Source organism: Streptococcus sp. Marseille-Q6379, from assembly GCF_965119505.1.
Genome location: NZ_CBCPLV010000001.1, coordinates 632,219 through 646,657, shown reverse-complemented (window position 1 = coordinate 646,657; position 14,439 = coordinate 632,219). Strand labels below are relative to the sequence as shown.

14 protein-coding genes are annotated in these 14,439 nt (G+C 41.7%); 2 read left to right on the top strand and 12 right to left on the bottom strand.

Annotation, left to right across the window (positions count from 1 at the left end; all coding sequences use genetic code 11):
* Positions 1–5: 5 nt before the first annotated feature.
* The 11 genes from pheA to ACWPVZ_RS03195 all read right to left on the bottom strand — a co-directional run bounded on the left by pheA (position 6) and on the right by ACWPVZ_RS03195 (position 10,123).
* Positions 6–830 (bottom strand): prephenate dehydratase, encoded by an 825-nt coding sequence (gene pheA / locus ACWPVZ_RS03245; protein WP_002890467.1) that lies wholly within the window; start codon positions 828–830, stop codon positions 6–8.
* Positions 821–1,312: a shikimate kinase gene (locus ACWPVZ_RS03240; RefSeq protein WP_014634149.1), complete on the bottom strand. Its 492-nt coding sequence runs from the start codon at positions 1,310–1,312 to the stop codon at positions 821–823. The genes pheA and ACWPVZ_RS03240 overlap by 10 nt, the downstream gene beginning before the upstream one ends.
* Positions 1,305–2,588 (bottom strand): 3-phosphoshikimate 1-carboxyvinyltransferase, encoded by a 1,284-nt coding sequence (aroA, locus tag ACWPVZ_RS03235; RefSeq protein ID WP_342983042.1) that lies wholly within the window; start codon positions 2,586–2,588, stop codon positions 1,305–1,307. Before aroA ends, ACWPVZ_RS03240 begins: the two co-directional genes overlap by 8 nt.
* Positions 2,589–2,668: 80 nt before the next feature.
* Entirely contained in the window at positions 2,669–3,619 is a 951-nt protein-coding gene (locus tag ACWPVZ_RS03230; protein ID WP_454380891.1) for an L-lactate dehydrogenase, read from the bottom strand.
* Between the two features lie 88 nt (positions 3,620–3,707).
* The gene (locus tag ACWPVZ_RS03225) at positions 3,708–4,046 is read right to left on the bottom strand and encodes a YlbF/YmcA family competence regulator (RefSeq protein ID WP_454380889.1); all 339 of its coding nucleotides are present in this window, start codon (positions 4,044–4,046) and stop codon (positions 3,708–3,710) included.
* Between the two features lie 9 nt (positions 4,047–4,055).
* A complete protein-coding gene (locus ACWPVZ_RS03220) occupies positions 4,056–5,162 on the bottom strand; it encodes a prephenate dehydrogenase (RefSeq protein ID WP_148512756.1) in 1,107 nt (368 codons plus the stop codon).
* Positions 5,163–5,191: 29 nt separating this feature from the next.
* Positions 5,192–6,358, bottom strand: a complete 1,167-nt coding sequence (gene aroC / locus ACWPVZ_RS03215) for a chorismate synthase (protein WP_454380886.1) — start codon at positions 6,356–6,358, stop codon at positions 5,192–5,194.
* Positions 6,359–7,426 carry a 3-dehydroquinate synthase gene (gene aroB, locus ACWPVZ_RS03210; RefSeq protein ID WP_084869395.1) on the bottom strand — a complete coding sequence of 356 codons (1,068 nt, stop codon included), beginning with the start codon at positions 7,424–7,426 and terminating at the stop codon, positions 6,359–6,361. It lies immediately after the preceding gene.
* A 12-nt stretch (positions 7,427–7,438) separates the two neighbouring features.
* The gene (locus ACWPVZ_RS03205) at positions 7,439–8,296 is read right to left on the bottom strand and encodes a shikimate dehydrogenase (protein ID WP_454380884.1); all 858 of its coding nucleotides are present in this window, start codon (positions 8,294–8,296) and stop codon (positions 7,439–7,441) included.
* On the bottom strand, positions 8,286–8,963 hold the full coding sequence (aroD, locus tag ACWPVZ_RS03200) for a type I 3-dehydroquinate dehydratase (protein WP_070839839.1): 678 nt from the start codon (positions 8,961–8,963) through the stop codon (positions 8,286–8,288). Before aroD ends, ACWPVZ_RS03205 begins: the two co-directional genes overlap by 11 nt.
* Positions 8,960–10,123 carry a class I SAM-dependent rRNA methyltransferase gene (locus ACWPVZ_RS03195; RefSeq protein WP_037597587.1) on the bottom strand — a complete coding sequence of 388 codons (1,164 nt, stop codon included), beginning with the start codon at positions 10,121–10,123 and terminating at the stop codon, positions 8,960–8,962. Before ACWPVZ_RS03195 ends, aroD begins: the two co-directional genes overlap by 4 nt.
* Before the next feature lie 161 nt (positions 10,124–10,284).
* Between ACWPVZ_RS03195 and ACWPVZ_RS03190 the strand changes: the two genes are divergently transcribed.
* Both ACWPVZ_RS03190 and ACWPVZ_RS03185 read left to right on the top strand, forming a co-directional pair.
* A complete protein-coding gene (locus ACWPVZ_RS03190; protein WP_454380882.1) occupies positions 10,285–12,465 on the top strand; it encodes an LTA synthase family protein in 2,181 nt (726 codons plus the stop codon).
* Between the two features lie 170 nt (positions 12,466–12,635).
* Positions 12,636–12,821 (top strand): hypothetical protein, encoded by a 186-nt coding sequence (locus ACWPVZ_RS03185; protein ID WP_002890454.1) that lies wholly within the window; start codon positions 12,636–12,638, stop codon positions 12,819–12,821.
* A 149-nt stretch (positions 12,822–12,970) separates the two neighbouring features.
* On the opposite strand, the gene eno is transcribed toward ACWPVZ_RS03185, so the two are convergent.
* Positions 12,971–14,275 carry a surface-displayed alpha-enolase gene (eno, locus tag ACWPVZ_RS03180; protein ID WP_002886048.1) on the bottom strand — a complete coding sequence of 435 codons (1,305 nt, stop codon included), beginning with the start codon at positions 14,273–14,275 and terminating at the stop codon, positions 12,971–12,973.
* Positions 14,276–14,439 lie beyond the last annotated feature (164 nt).

Sequence of the window (14,439 nt, the reverse complement as noted above, 5' to 3'; positions counted from 1 at the left end):
TCCCTTTAAATTTCATAGACTTGGTAAGCACCCAAGATTTTATATCCAATTCCAACTGCAGTCAGCTCTTCAAGAGCGAACTGAGCCAACTTTTCCTTTGTATAATCACAATCAATAATAAAGAAATACTCGCCAAGTACCGTCTTCAAAGGACGACTTTCTATCTTGGTCAAGTCAATGCCTCGCCAGGCAAAGGTCGATAAGGCCTTGTAAAGTGCCCCTGGCATATTGTCAGGCAGGGTCAAGGCCAGCGTTAATTTGCAATCAATCTGATTGAGCGGAATCTCAGGAACGGTATTCCCCAACACCCAAAAGCGGGTATAATTCTTTTCAATCTCCTGAATATCCTTAGCCAAGATTTGAAGACCGTATTCCTTAGCAGCTGCATGCGGAGCGATGGCCGCATATGGCTGATCTGGATTATCAGCGACAAAACGCGCCGCAAAGGCTGTACTGGCTGTTGTCTCAATCTTGGCATGTGGAAAATGCTGTTTAATATACTTTTTCCCTTGGGCAATAGCCTGTGGGTGTGAGAAGATTTTCTCAATTTTCTCATGATGTTTCGTCGCCATCAACTGCTGCTTGATGGGCTGAACAATCTCTGCCACAGCACGAATATCGGCCTGATGGAAGAGATAGTCTAAACTCTCATGAACAGAGCCCTCGATGGAATTTTCCACCGGAATGACCGCATAATCCACACGTCCCTCTTCATAAGACTTGATAACCTCGGTAATGGTACCTAGAGAAACCAATTCTGCCTCAGGAAAAGCCTTTAAGGCTGCATTATGCGTAAACGACCCACTTGGGCCCAAATAACCTACATACATTTGATAAACCTTGCTACTTCTTCTGGCGTTCGGTTATCAACTGTGACAACCAAATCTGCTAAATCTTGATAGAGTGCCATTCGACCGTCATAAATAGCCTTAAAATCCTCTTTGGAATGATTGAGAAAGAGTGGGCGCTGATTCTTAGTATCCTTTTCAATGCGATCATAGACCACATCGAAAGAAGCGTGGAGCCAAACATTATGCTTACGATTTTTCGCCAAGAGCTGACGATTGCGCTCCGTCACAACGACACCACCTCCAGTAGAGATGATGACGTCATCTCCCTCTTGAAGGAGTTCCTCCAAAGTCTCAGACTCAATCTGACGAAAGGCTGCTTCACCTTCTTTTGCAAAAAAATCAGCAATGGACATGCCGATTTTCTCCTCGATGACCTGATCCATATCCACGAAACGACCATCCAGGTATGGGGCGACGGAACTCTTACCAACTCCCATAAAGCCCAATAAAACCTTAGCCATGGAGCAATCCTTCCAAGTCACTAAAGAAGCTTGGGTAACTTGTATTGATAGCTTCCGCACGTTGCAAGTCAACCTCACCATCTTGAACCAAAAGGGCAGCAATAGCTGTCATCATACCAATACGGTGGTCACCCAAGGTATTAACCTCTGCCCCATGAAGAACCGTCTTACCAGTGATAATCATACCATCCTCAGTTGGTACAATATCAGCACCCATAGCATTCAAGGCATCCGCTACCACCTGAATACGGTCAGTCTCTTTGACCTTAAGTTCTTCAGCATCACGAATCACAGTTTTACCTTGGGCTTGTGTCGCCAAGAGTGTGATAATTGGAAGTTCATCAATCAAACGTGGAATGATATCTCCACCAATTTCAGTTCCTTTAAGTTCTGAAGTTTCAACCGTAATGGTCGCAGATTTAGCAACCTGGTCAATATCTGAAAGGGTAATCTTACCACCCATGTCTTTGATCACATCAATGATACCCGTACGCGTCTCGTTGATACCAACATTTTCCAAGACAATCTTAGAGTTAGGCACCACAAGTCCTGCTACCAACCAAAAGGCAGCTGAAGAAATGTCACCTGGAACCACAACTTCTTGAGCAGTGAAAGTTTGGCCACCAGAAATACGAATTTCCTTGCCATCTACCTGAAGCTGACCACCAAACTGCTGAATCATATCTTCCGTATGATTACGTGTTTTTTCCTTCTCGATGATAACAGATTCGCCATCAGCTTGAAGAGCTGCAAAAATAAGGGCAGATTTAACCTGAGCAGAGGCCACAGGCAATTGGTAATGAATAGGTTTAAGAGACTTGCTACCATGCATTTTCAAAGGTGGCAAATCGCGGTCCGTCTGACCTGATACCTCTACACCCATCTGACGCAAGGGAATGGTCACACGGTCCATAGGGCGTTTTGAAAGGGAATCATCCCCAAACATCTCTACATCGAAATCTTGACCAGCGAGCACACCTGAAATCAAGCGAATGGATGTTCCAGAGTTACCCATGTCCAATTTGTTTTGAGGAGCCTTGAGACCATCAAAACCAACACCGTGAATGCGAACCACATCACCGTCATCCTCGATAGTCACACCCAGATCACGAAAGACCTGCATGGTTGAGAGGACATCCTCACCTCGTAAAATATCACGAACAGTTGTCACACCTTTAGCAAGACTTCCGAACATAATCGAACGGTGACTGATTGACTTGTCACCAGGGATACGCAAGCTGCCATGAAGACCTTGTGCCTTGGTTTCTAGTTTCATAGGTTACTCCTGAAAAATTTATAGTTACTCTCATTATACCATAATTTAAAGCCCAACCATAGACTGAATTATCAAAATATTCACTCTCTAGTATTAGTATACTTTTCTCTTAGAAAGGCAACTGCCTCTTGAACACGGTTCCGAATTAAGTTAGCAGACTCCTCCAAGAGACAATCTTCCTCAGCCGACAAAGACAAGTGAACAGGTGCAACCACCCCTTGACGTCCTAAAATAACTGGATAACCAAGATAGGTCTGATAGGCTGCTTGATAGCTAGATACCGCCACTTCTTCTTGAGCATCAGAAAGGATAATGGCTACCAAACGAAGAGCCGCACTGGCAATGCCATAAGAAGTATAGCCCTTACCATAATAGACCTTGTGGCCACCCTTCATAGAAGCCATAAAAAGATTTTGACGCTCTTCTTCACTGGTCAATGCTGTAATATCTTGACCTTTGACCTTGACTTGACTCCAGGCTGTAAATTGGGAATTCCCATGTTCGCCAAGATTGTAGCCGGATACTGATTTTGGATTGACTGATAAATCATCTCCTACCGCTGCCTTCATTCTAGCTGTATCGAGTAGAGTCCCTGTCCCAATCACACGTTCTCTTGGCCAACCTGTGAACTCTTGATAGAGGGCTGATACGGCATCTACAGGGTTTGAGATAACCAAGAGTATGCCTTTAAAATCCAATTTTTTGAGTTCCTGAGAAACCTGATAAACAGCTTCTCGGGTAAATGGAAATTCAGCAAAACGGTCCTCACCGGCATTATGCTGTAACTGAATATTTCCAAGGGATGAAATAATCACATCAGCATCTTCAAGTGCTGCATAATCATTAACGACGATGTTGGCATAGCTAGGCAGATTGGCCATAGCATCTTTAAAATCCTGGGCATCCGCCTCAGCCTTTTTCTCATTGATATCTATAAAGACATAACTATCAGCCAAACCTTGAGCAATAGCTCCATGAGCTACCGCAGCTCCAACATTTCCCATACCAATAATTCCAATTTTACGAGACATCATTTTCCTCCTTAATATTTGATCTTCATTCTTAGACAATCTCTTTTGAATGCAGAAAAGGGCCTGTCAACTGACACACCCTCTCTGATTAGCTATTCAATTCTTGCAAAGGTTTGAAGATGATACGTTCAATATCATTCAAATAAACAGACAAGCCTTGTTGTGCAGCCAAGTATTCTTTCAAAAGGGCATTAGCTTCCACTTTTTGCCCCAATTCTTGAACAGTTGCTTGTTCTTCTGCTGTTGGCATTGTACCAGCTTGCATTTTAGCATAGAAATCCTCTTGGAAATCAGTGAACTCTTTGAAAAGAGCACTAGCCTCAGCATCAGCTGCGATAGCTTCTTTTTTCTCTACCAAAGTTTTGTACTCAGGAAGGGCACGAATGCCACGTTCCAACTCATTTGCTAAATCATAAATATTTGTCATTTTATTCTCCTAGGCGATCACCACATGATAGTCTGTATTGGCTTCAATAACAGTCTTAGCATGTGTACGATCTTTTTCATTTTTAAAAGTAATTTGAAGGATACCGTGAATATCTTCACGATTTTCTTCATTGATACGAAGGTTAACCAAAGACGTTCCTCGCAACAATTCCATAATGCTAAGGATAACGTCCTCACGGTCAGGCACATCCACGAAAATATCGAAGGCACTTTCCACGCCACCCTTTTTGTGGATTTCCATCTCTTTACGCTTCTTACGACCATTGTCAAAGAACTCCCAAATGGCATTCTCATCCTCAGCCTTAATCAAGTCAGCCACATGGTCCAAACGTTTTTTGAAATCTTCAATACGATCCAAAACAGCAGGCCCATTAGTCATGAGAATGGAAGCCCACATACCCGGTTCACTCTCAGCAATACGGGTCATATCTCGGAACCCCCCAGCCGCAAAGTGATTAGTCATCTCGTGAGCCTGAGCATAATCAGCCGCCTGTTCCATAAGACCTGATGCCAACAGGTGTGGAAAATGACTGATTTGACTGGTTACACGGTCGTGTTCAGCCGCATCAATCTCCACAAAACGTGACTTAAGCCCAGACAAGATGTCCTTAAGCTCTGGGATAGTTGTCTCTCTTGTCAGACTTGTCGGTGTGAAAATATAATAGGCATTTTCAAAAAGCGTCACGTCGGCTGCAATAGCCCCTGATTTATGGGAACCAGCCATAGGGTGGGAACCTACAAACTGAACATTTTTACCTGTTAGGTAACGTTCAGCTGCCTCAACGATATCCAACTTAGTAGACCCTGCATCTGTGATGATGACATTATCTTTGAGATCCAAGTCAGCCAATTCCTGCAAGTAGGCCACAGTTTGCTTAATTGGCACTGCAAGGATAATCACATCAGCAAGTGGGGCAAACTCTTTGAAATCACTGGTTGCACGGTCAACGATACCACGCTCAAGCGCAATATTTCGAGAATAGTCAGAGCGATTATATCCAAGAATCTCATAATCAGGGTGGTCTCTTTTAATCCCTAAAGCCAAGGAACCACCAATTAAGCCCAATCCTGCGATATAAATTGTTTTCTTACTCATTACTACTCCCATCTATTGTCTGATGCTGCTTAAAAGTTTTTCACATAGTCACGATGACGTGCTACCGCTTCTTTCAATTCTTCCATGTTATCGGAAGAGAATTTGTCCAAGATTTCATTAGCTACGACTGTAGCAACTACGGATTCCATAACAACACCTGCTGCCGGCAAGGCCGTTGGATCTGAACGCTCAACTGTTGCCTTGTAAGGTTCGTGTGTTTCGATATCTACTGACATCAAAGGCTTGTAAAGGGTTGGTATGGGTTTCATAACCCCACGCACCACAATCGGTTGTCCATTGGTCATACCACCTTCGAAACCACCAAGATTGTTAGTGCGACGTGTATAACCATCCTCTTCATTCCAGAGAATCTCGTCCATCACTTGGGAGCCCTTGAGGTAGCCATCTTTGAAACCAAGACCAAATTCCACACCCTTGAAGGCATTGATGGATACAACTGCTTGAGCAATCTTAGCATCAAGTTTTGTATCCCATTGCACATAAGAACCAAGACCAACAGGAACACCACCAACGACAGTTTCAACGACACCACCGATTGTGTCCCCTTCTTTTTTGATTTGGTCAATGTAATCTTTAATTTCTTGTTCACGCTCTTGGTTAACGACTGAAATCTCTGATTGTTGAGCCAATTCCTTGATTTGAGCTACCGTCAAATTCTCAGGCACATCAATTTCCTTACCACCAAAGACAACAACATGGTTAGCAATTTCAATATCGAGCTCAGCCAAGATACGTTTAGCGACAGCACCTACTGCCACACGCATAGTTGTTTCACGCGCACTAGAACGCTCCAAGGAATTACGCAAATCATCAAAACGGTATTTCATTCCACCAACCAAGTCAGCATGTCCTGGACGTGGGTGAGTGATTTTACGTTTGGTTTTCAAACGGTCTTCAATGTCTTCCACAGCCATGATGTCCAACCATTTTTGATGGTCCTTATTGATAACATGAAGGGTGATTGGAGCCCCTGTTGTTTTCCCATGACGAACACCAGAAGTGATTTCAACTTTATCAGACTCAATTTTCATACGGCCACCACGACCATAACCACCTTGGCGGCGTTTCAAATCAGAATTGATATCTTCAGCCGTCAAGGGAAGACCAGCTGGAACACCTTCGATAATTGCTGTTAAACGTGGGCCATGAGACTCACCTGCTGTTAAATATCTCATTTATTTCTCCAAGTACTCTTTCATTTCAACTAAAGGAATCTGATTGATAGCTGCCTTACCAATCTCTGGAACGATAACTGTCTTAATGCTATTACCACGGGCTTTCTTGTCATGTGTGAGGGCTGTATAGAGCTCTTCAACACGCCATGGCTCATAGTCAACTGGCAAACCAAATTTAACACACATCTCAGCGATTTGACGTGTGATCCCCTTAGGCATCAGACCTTTTTCCTCAGCAACTCGTGAAATCTGAACCATTCCGATAGCTACCGCTTCACCGTGCATGACTTTACCGTAACCAGCTGTTTGTTCAACGGCATGCCCAATCGTATGACCAAAGTTTAGGTACATACGGACACCACCTTCAAACTCATCTTCAACCACAATTTTACGCTTAACGTTACATGAACGGTAAATAATGGTTTCTGAGTTTTCTAGGATACTGTGAACCGAACCATCAATGCTTTCAAGGAGGTGCCAAAGTTCAGGATCGTCAATCAAACCGTATTTGACAACCTCACCCATACCTTCGATCAATTCACGTTTACCAAGTGACTCAAGGACATTAGGGTCAATCAAAACCCCATCAGGCTGAGCAAAAGTTCCCACGATATTTTTAGCAAATGGTGTGTTCACACCCGTCTTACCACCAATAGATGAATCCACTTGGGCAGTTAGACTGGTTGGAACCTGAACGAAATGAATCCCACGCATATAGGTTGAAGCGACAAAGCCTGCTAAGTCTCCAACAACGCCACCACCAAGAGCAACAATGCCATCACTACGAGTCATGCCATTCTTAATCAAAAACTCATAAGCCTTGTTAACAGTCTTAAGATTTTTACTCGCTTCACCTTCTAGGAAATCAAAAACGACAACCTCAAAACCTTCGTGCTCCAGGCTAAGCTTAACTTTTTCTGCATATAGAGCTCCCACATGATTGTCCGTAATAAGGGCAATCTTTTGTGGTTCCCAAAGTGACTTCACCCATTTACCGACAGTCTTAAGGGCTCCTTTTTCAATAATAATGTCATAAGGGTTATGTGTTAAATTTACCTCTAGTTTCATCGTCGTCCCCTCCTAGCTATTGTAAATATTTTCTAATTCCTGCCAAATGGTGTCTGTTGGCATGTCCTTGCCTGTCCACAATTTAAAGGCACCTGCTGCTTGATGAAGCAACATGCCAAGTCCGTTCACAGCCTCTATTCCCTGTTTCCTGGCCAAGGCCAAGAAAGGTGTTTCAAAAGGCTGATAAATGATATCAGCAACCAAGAGTCCCTTAGGAAATTTTGTATCTGTAGGAATAGGCAAGGATGCGCCATCCATACCTACACTCGTCGCATTCACCAATAAATCAGCCTGGACTAGTTCCTCTTTAAAATACTTAAGATCATTTAAAGCATGAAACTCCAAGTGACAAGTTGTCTGTTCAATTAATGACTTAAAGCTCTCTTTTGCCTTATCCAATGACTGAGGGCGAACATAGACACTTACTTTTTTGGCACCATCAAGAACTGCCTGCGTCACAATAGCTTTAGCCGCACCACCAGCACCCAAAATCATCAGATAGGCATCTTTAGGGCTAAAGTTCCTTAGACTAGCAAAAAAGCCAAAACCGTCCGTATTATGACCAATCAAACGCCCATCACGATTAACAACTGTATTGACAGCACCAATCAGTTGAGCTGCAGGACTAATCTCATCCAAAAAAGGAATGACTGCTTCCTTATATGGCATGGACAAATTGATACCGAACATGTCGTAACGTCTAATATTTTCAACTGTCTCGGCTAGGTCTGATTCCAGAATCTCCCAGGCCACATAAACACCATTAACTTGTGTCTTCTCAAAGGCCGAATTATGAATGAATGGCGAAATCGAATGCTTGATTGGATTGGCGACAACAGCTGCTAGGCGTGTGTGTCCATCAATCTGCATCCAAAACCTCCCTGATTCTGCGCATGTCTGCTAAACTAATTTGTCCTGGAGCACTGGCATTATCAAGACTGGCAAAGGTCCATGATGACCCTATCAAGTCGCCCGCAAAACGTGACAAACGACCTAGTTTACCCATTGACATGGTCACAAACTCCTGCTCAGGATTAAAGGCCTTAAAGCCACGTGTGAAGTTCATAAGGTCGAGAACATCCTGCTCATTCTTAGGCATAACTGCCACCTTAACCACTCGTGGTGTCAAGTTTGCCATCTCAGACAAAAGTTCCATGAGGTTTTCAGGTGTCTCCTCAAAGTTATGATAAGACAAAACCAAGTTTGAAAATTCGAGCATTTGATCAAAGACAGCCTTACGTGTGAAATACTCAAAATCAATATAATCTGGCGAATAAATCGCAGCTACATCCTTAATCAGTGCGACATATTCCGCATCCGTTAACTCAAGCCTACCACCCTCACGCGTTGTACGGATGGTAAAGACAATCTCAAAGCCTGCGAATTTCTCGAAAATAGCTGGAGCAACCGTTAAGATACTATCCTTATCTAAAAAATCTGCACGCCATTCAATAATGTCTGCCCCCTCAAAACGAGACAGTTCAAGCGCTTGTGCCTCCTCTAAACTAGTTGGCATAATCGGAACTACAATTTTCATTTATTTACCTTTATTGTGTATACTTTCAAATAATTTGATGTTGGATCATTAGGATTGACGGTAAAATCCGCTGGTAATTGTTGCAGGTTAACGAAGTCCGCTGAAACATCTCCCAAGCCCTTACGTAGTTGTTTCTTAAACTGTTGCACTGTCATATTAGCAGCATTGGTACTTGCGATGATTGTCCCATGCTCTGATAAAATATCAAGACTTTGTGCAATTAACTTGTGGTAATCCTTATTTGCTGAGAAAGTGCGTTTCTTATTTCGAGCAAAGCTTGGCGGATCGATGACGATAAGGTCATAAGATAAGCCTTTTTTCTTTGCATATTTGAAATAATCGAAGACATCCATCACGACCAAGCGATGATTTTCCATACTGAAGCCATTAGCTTCAAAATGAGCTGTCGATAATTCACGTGAACGCTTAGCCAAATCAACCGATGTCGTTTCAACCGCTCCCCCCATAGCTGCAGCCACTGAAAAAGCTGCCGTATAGGAGAACATATTCAAAACTGATTTTCCCAAAGCTAAGCCATTAACTAAACCATCACGCACTTCATGCTGATCAAGGAAAATCCCCGTCATAAGCCCATCATTGAGGAAAACTTCATAAGTTACCCCATTTTCTAAAATGGTGAAGGTATCAGCCGCCTCTTGCCCAAAAAGATGGTCTGATTCGAAATCAAGACCCTTGAAGCGGATTTTCTCATAGCCTCCCAAGACCTCAGGAAAGACCATTTGGAAAGCCTCTACAATATCATTTTTCAAGGAATAAACAAAGGCATTGTACCATGAAAAGAGGGCATAATCCCCATATAAATCAATTGTGAGACCACCAAAATCGTCACCATCTTGGTTGAAAAGACGAAAAGCTGTCGTCAACTCATTATCATAATAGGATTGACGTTTGGCCTTAGCCCTTTCAAAAAGTCCTTGAAAATAAGTCACTGTCAATTGTTGTTTTTTAGGGGACAGAAACCATCCTATCCCCTTATTTTGACTTGACAAATAGCCCGTTCCTAAAAAGTCTTTGGATTGGCTATATAGATAAACCAACTGATTATTTTCAGTTATATTTGGAAAATCTTCGGCTAAAAGAAGCTGTTTTCCTTGTTTGATTTTTTTCTCCGCAAAGGGACTTACCGTCAATATACTCATGTTACTATTATACCAAAAAAATGCTATTATTTCTGTTTCGTGACTAGATTTTATCAATTATATGTCAAGGAATATCACACTCAATGGCAGTAAATTTTTGAGAGTCATTATCTTATTTGGTATAATGATTAAGATAATATAGAATCAAAGGAAGTATTACTTTGAAAAAAATTAATGAAGCCTTTTGGAAAGGAGTTTCATCAAGACTTGGATTTATCCTCTTGTTACTCTTCTTTTACTGGCTAAAAACCATATTCGCTTATTACGTCAACATTAATCTTGAGTTGGAAAGCAGATATCAGGTTATGCTTTCGCTGATCAACCCTATTCCACTAGGATTAATGCTTCTAGGTTTAGGACTATACTTTAAGAAACGACGTTTCTTTTATAGCATTACCATTGCTATCTATGTCATCCTTAACCTCTTACTTATTGCTAATGTGATTTACTTTGGAGAATTTACAGACTTCATCACTGTAAATACCATCCTAGCAAGTTCTAGTTCGGCAGCAGGACTAGGAGACTCAGCCAAGAACCTTCTTGAGCCAAGCTATCTTTTCTACCTGATTGATGTTCCTTTCTTCATCTATGCTGGCTTCAGGAAAAAGCTTAAAATGGACAGCAAGCCATTTAATAAACGAGCTAGTTTCGCAGTTACTGCACTATCAACACTCCTACTCTCAGTTAACCTCTTCTTAGCGGAAGTTAACCGTGGCGAGTTGTTGACACGTGGTTTCTCAAATAACTATATTGTTCGTGCTATGGGGCTTCCCTTCTTCACAGCCTATTCTGGTAACTTAACTTATCAAGCTTCACAGGCTCGGTCATCTGCAACAGCTGAGGATATGAAAAAGGTTGAGGCTTACGTTAAGGAGCACTATGCGGCACCTGACCCTAAGTATTACGGAATTGCTAAAGGAAGAAACGTCATCGTTATTCACCTGGAAAGCTTCCAACAGTTTCTCATTGATTACAAGCTCAAAGTAGACGGTCAAGACTATGAGGTTACACCATTCATCAATTCCATTTATCACTCAAATGAAACTCTAGCCTTTTCAAACTTCTTCCACCAAGTTAAATCAGGGAAAACTTCTGATGCTGAAACCTTGATGGAAACGTCTCTCTTTGGACTAAGTACAGGGTCATACATGGTAAACTATGGTGGTACCAATACAGCCTATGCTGCGCCATCTATCCTAGCTCAAACAGGCGACTATACGTCAGCTGTTTTCCACGGAAACACTGGATCCTTCTGGAATCGTAATAATACCTATAAACAATGGGGTTATAATTACTTCTTTGACTCATCAGCCTTCACTGAAAAAACTGATGAAAACTCCTTCCAGTATGGTCTAAATGACAAGTACATGTTCCCAGATTCCATCAAATATCTGGAACAAATGCAACAACCTTTCTACGTTAAATACCTTACAGTATCTAACCACTACCCATACACTTCACTCTCAGGCGATGAAAAGGAACAAGGTTTCCCACTCGCTGAAACAAAAGACGAAACAGTCAACGGATATTTTGCAACAGCTAACTATCTTGACTCAGCAATCAAAGACTTCTTTGATTACCTTAAGGAAACCGGTCTTTACGACAACTCTATTATTGTCATGTACGGTGACCACTATGGTATCTCTGATACACGAAGCAGCAATCTTGCTGAACTTCTCGGTAAGAACCCTGAAACTTGGTCAAACTATGATAAAGCCATGCTTCAACGTGTTCCTTACATGATTCATATTCCAGGATATACTGGTGGCGGTATCTCTAATACCTTTGGTGGTGAGGTTGATGCCCTTCCAACTCTCCTTCACGTTCTTGGCGTTGACACTAGCTCTTATATCCAGATGGGACAAGACCTCCTATCTCCTGATAATAAGCAAACCGTCGCATTTAGAACCTCCGGTCAATATGTTACTCCTCAATACACCAGCTACTCTGGTCGACTTTATAACACTCAAACAGGGGAAGAAATTACCAACCCTGATGAGACAACTAAAAAAGATAACGAAGCCATTCGTAAGGCAGTAGCAACTCAGCTTTCGATGAGTGACGCTGTTCAAACAGGTGACCTTCTTCGTTTCTATACGCCAAACGGTTTGAAGCATGTTGATTCTAGCAAGATTTCCTACACTAAACAGATGGATCAACTAAAAGAAATCAATAAAAAGCTGAAAGATAAATCAACCAGCCTCTACAAACAAAAAGGCAATAAATCAACAGCTGATCTATTCAAGACCCCATCTTACAAGGAACTACATCCTGCAGAATCTGAATCGAGCTCAAGTTCAAGTGAATCAGAGCCAAGTAGCTCTTCAACGGAACAACAATAAGCCTTAAAAGCAGTCCTGTTTGGACTGCCTTTTTAGATTAAACAATTATCAATCGTACTTAACTGGAAAATCATAATCCTAATAGCACTCGCCTCAAACATATTTCTTGCTAGTTTACTATAAGCGTGATTAAATAGAGTTTGTAAGAAAACTTATAAAGGAGAACAGATATGAATCCAATGGACCTATTTAACCAAGTAAAAGAAATGATCGAAAAGAAAGATTTCGAAGCTGCTAAAAAGTTTGTCGATGACAACAAAGATGATTTGGGCGAATACTTCGACCAAGCCAAATCTCTTGTTTCAGGTAACGAAATGGTTAGTGGAGCTTTAGACAAGATTAAAGGTCTATTCTAAGACGAAGTCCCCTCAATCAATAAGATTGAGGGGACTTTTTATGTTTAGAGTTTCTATTTAGAGACAATGCATAACACAATCTAAGATTCTTTAGAAACACAAAAAAGAGATTCCTAAGGAATCTCTTTTTATTCTATATGACTATAGAATTATTTTTTCAAGTTGTAGAATGATTTCAAACCACGGTATTCTGCAACTTCACCAAGTTGGTCTTCGATACGAAGCAATTGGTTGTATTTAGCGATACGGTCAGTACGTGACAATGAACCTGTCTTGATTTGACCAGCGTTAGTTGCAACTGCGATATCAGCGATTGTTGAATCTTCAGTTTCACCTGAACGGTGTGATACTACTGCTGTGTATCCAGCTTCTTTCGCCATTTCGATAGCGTCGAAAGTTTCAGTCAAAGTACCGATTTGGTTAACTTTGATAAGGATTGAGTTAGCAGCGTGTTCTGCAATACCTTTTTCAAGGTAAGCTGTGTTAGTTACGAAGAAGTCGTCACCAACCAATTGAACTTTACCACCAAGACGTTCAGTAAGAGCTTTCCAACCGTCCCAGTCGTTTTCGTCCATACCATCTTCGATAGTGATGATTGGGTATTTGTTAACCAATTCTTCAAGGTAGTCGATTTGTTCTGCAGCAGTACGAACAGCAGCGCCTTCACCTTCAAATTTAGTGTAGTCGTAAACTTTACGTTCTGCATCGTAGAATTCAGATGATGCACAGTCAAATCCGATAAATACATCTTTACCTGGTACATATCCAGCAGCTTCGATAGCTTTGATGATAGTTTCAACACCATCTTCAGTTCCGTCGAAACGAGGTGCAAAACCACCTTCGTCACCTACGGCTGTTTCAAGTCCACGTTCTTTAAGGATTTTCTTAAGTGCGTGGAAGATTTCAGCACCCCAACGAAGAGCTTCTTTGAATGTTGGTGCACCAGCAGGTACAATCATGAATTCTTGGAAAGCGATTGGAGCGTCTGAGTGAGAACCACCGTTGATGATGTTCATCATTGGAGTTGGAAGAACTTTAGTGTTGAATCCGCCAAGGTAGCTGTAAAGTGGAACTTCAAGGTAGTCAGCAGCTGCGCGTGCTACAGCGATAGACACACCAAGAATAGCGTTGGCACCAAGTTTACCTTTGTTTGGAGTACCGTCAAGAGCAATCATTGCGCGGTCAATACCTTGTTGATCACGTACGTCGAATCCGATGATGTGTTCAGCAATAACGTTGTTTACATTATCAACTGCTTTTTGAGTACCAAGACCACCGTAACGAGCTTTGTCACCATCACGAAGTTCTACTGCTTCGTGTTCACCAGTTGAAGCTCCTGAAGGAACCATACCGCGACCGAATGCACCAGATTCAGTGTAAACTTCTACTTCAAGTGTTGGGTTACCGCGTGAGTCAAGGACTTCGCGTGCGTAAACATCAGTAATAATTGACATTACAATACTCTCCTTATGAGTTAAATTTTTTTACACCTATATATTACCATAATATCAAGGCTTAAGCAAATTAAAACCAGAATTTTCTAGCGATTTTCTATTTTTTAATATTTTCAATTGTTTTTGAAAATCTCAGAAAGCAACTCAAATGAAAAGGAATTCAA

Bases quoted from the DNA above. Each gene is read 5' to 3' on its own strand.
- aroA (WP_342983042.1), bottom strand. From the start codon at position 2,588: ATGAAACTAGAAACCAAGGCACAAGGTCTTCATGGCAGCTTGCGTATC.
- ACWPVZ_RS03205 (WP_454380884.1), bottom strand. From the start codon at position 8,296: ATGCAGATTGATGGACACACACGCCTAGCAGCTGTTGTCGCCAATCCA.
- aroD (WP_070839839.1), bottom strand. From the start codon at position 8,963: ATGAAAATTGTAGTTCCGATTATGCCAACTAGTTTAGAGGAGGCACAA.
- ACWPVZ_RS03240 (WP_014634149.1), bottom strand. From the start codon at position 1,312: ATGGCTAAGGTTTTATTGGGCTTTATGGGAGTTGGTAAGAGTTCCGTC.
- ACWPVZ_RS03230 (WP_454380891.1), bottom strand. From the start codon at position 3,619: ATGTCTCGTAAAATTGGAATTATTGGTATGGGAAATGTTGGAGCTGCG.
- ACWPVZ_RS03220 (WP_148512756.1), bottom strand. From the start codon at position 5,162: ATGAGTAAGAAAACAATTTATATCGCAGGATTGGGCTTAATTGGTGGT.
- eno (WP_002886048.1), bottom strand. From the start codon at position 14,275: ATGTCAATTATTACTGATGTTTACGCACGCGAAGTCCTTGACTCACGC.
- aroB (WP_084869395.1), bottom strand. From the start codon at position 7,426: ATGAAACTAGAGGTAAATTTAACACATAACCCTTATGACATTATTATT.
- pheA (WP_002890467.1), bottom strand. From the start codon at position 830: ATGTATGTAGGTTATTTGGGCCCAAGTGGGTCGTTTACGCATAATGCA.
- ACWPVZ_RS03225 (WP_454380889.1), bottom strand. From the start codon at position 4,046: ATGACAAATATTTATGATTTAGCAAATGAGTTGGAACGTGGCATTCGT.
- ACWPVZ_RS03185 (WP_002890454.1), top strand. From the start codon at position 12,636: ATGAATCCAATGGACCTATTTAACCAAGTAAAAGAAATGATCGAAAAG.
- ACWPVZ_RS03195 (WP_037597587.1), bottom strand. From the start codon at position 10,123: ATGAGTATATTGACGGTAAGTCCCTTTGCGGAGAAAAAAATCAAACAA.
- aroC (WP_454380886.1), bottom strand. From the start codon at position 6,358: ATGAGATATTTAACAGCAGGTGAGTCTCATGGCCCACGTTTAACAGCA.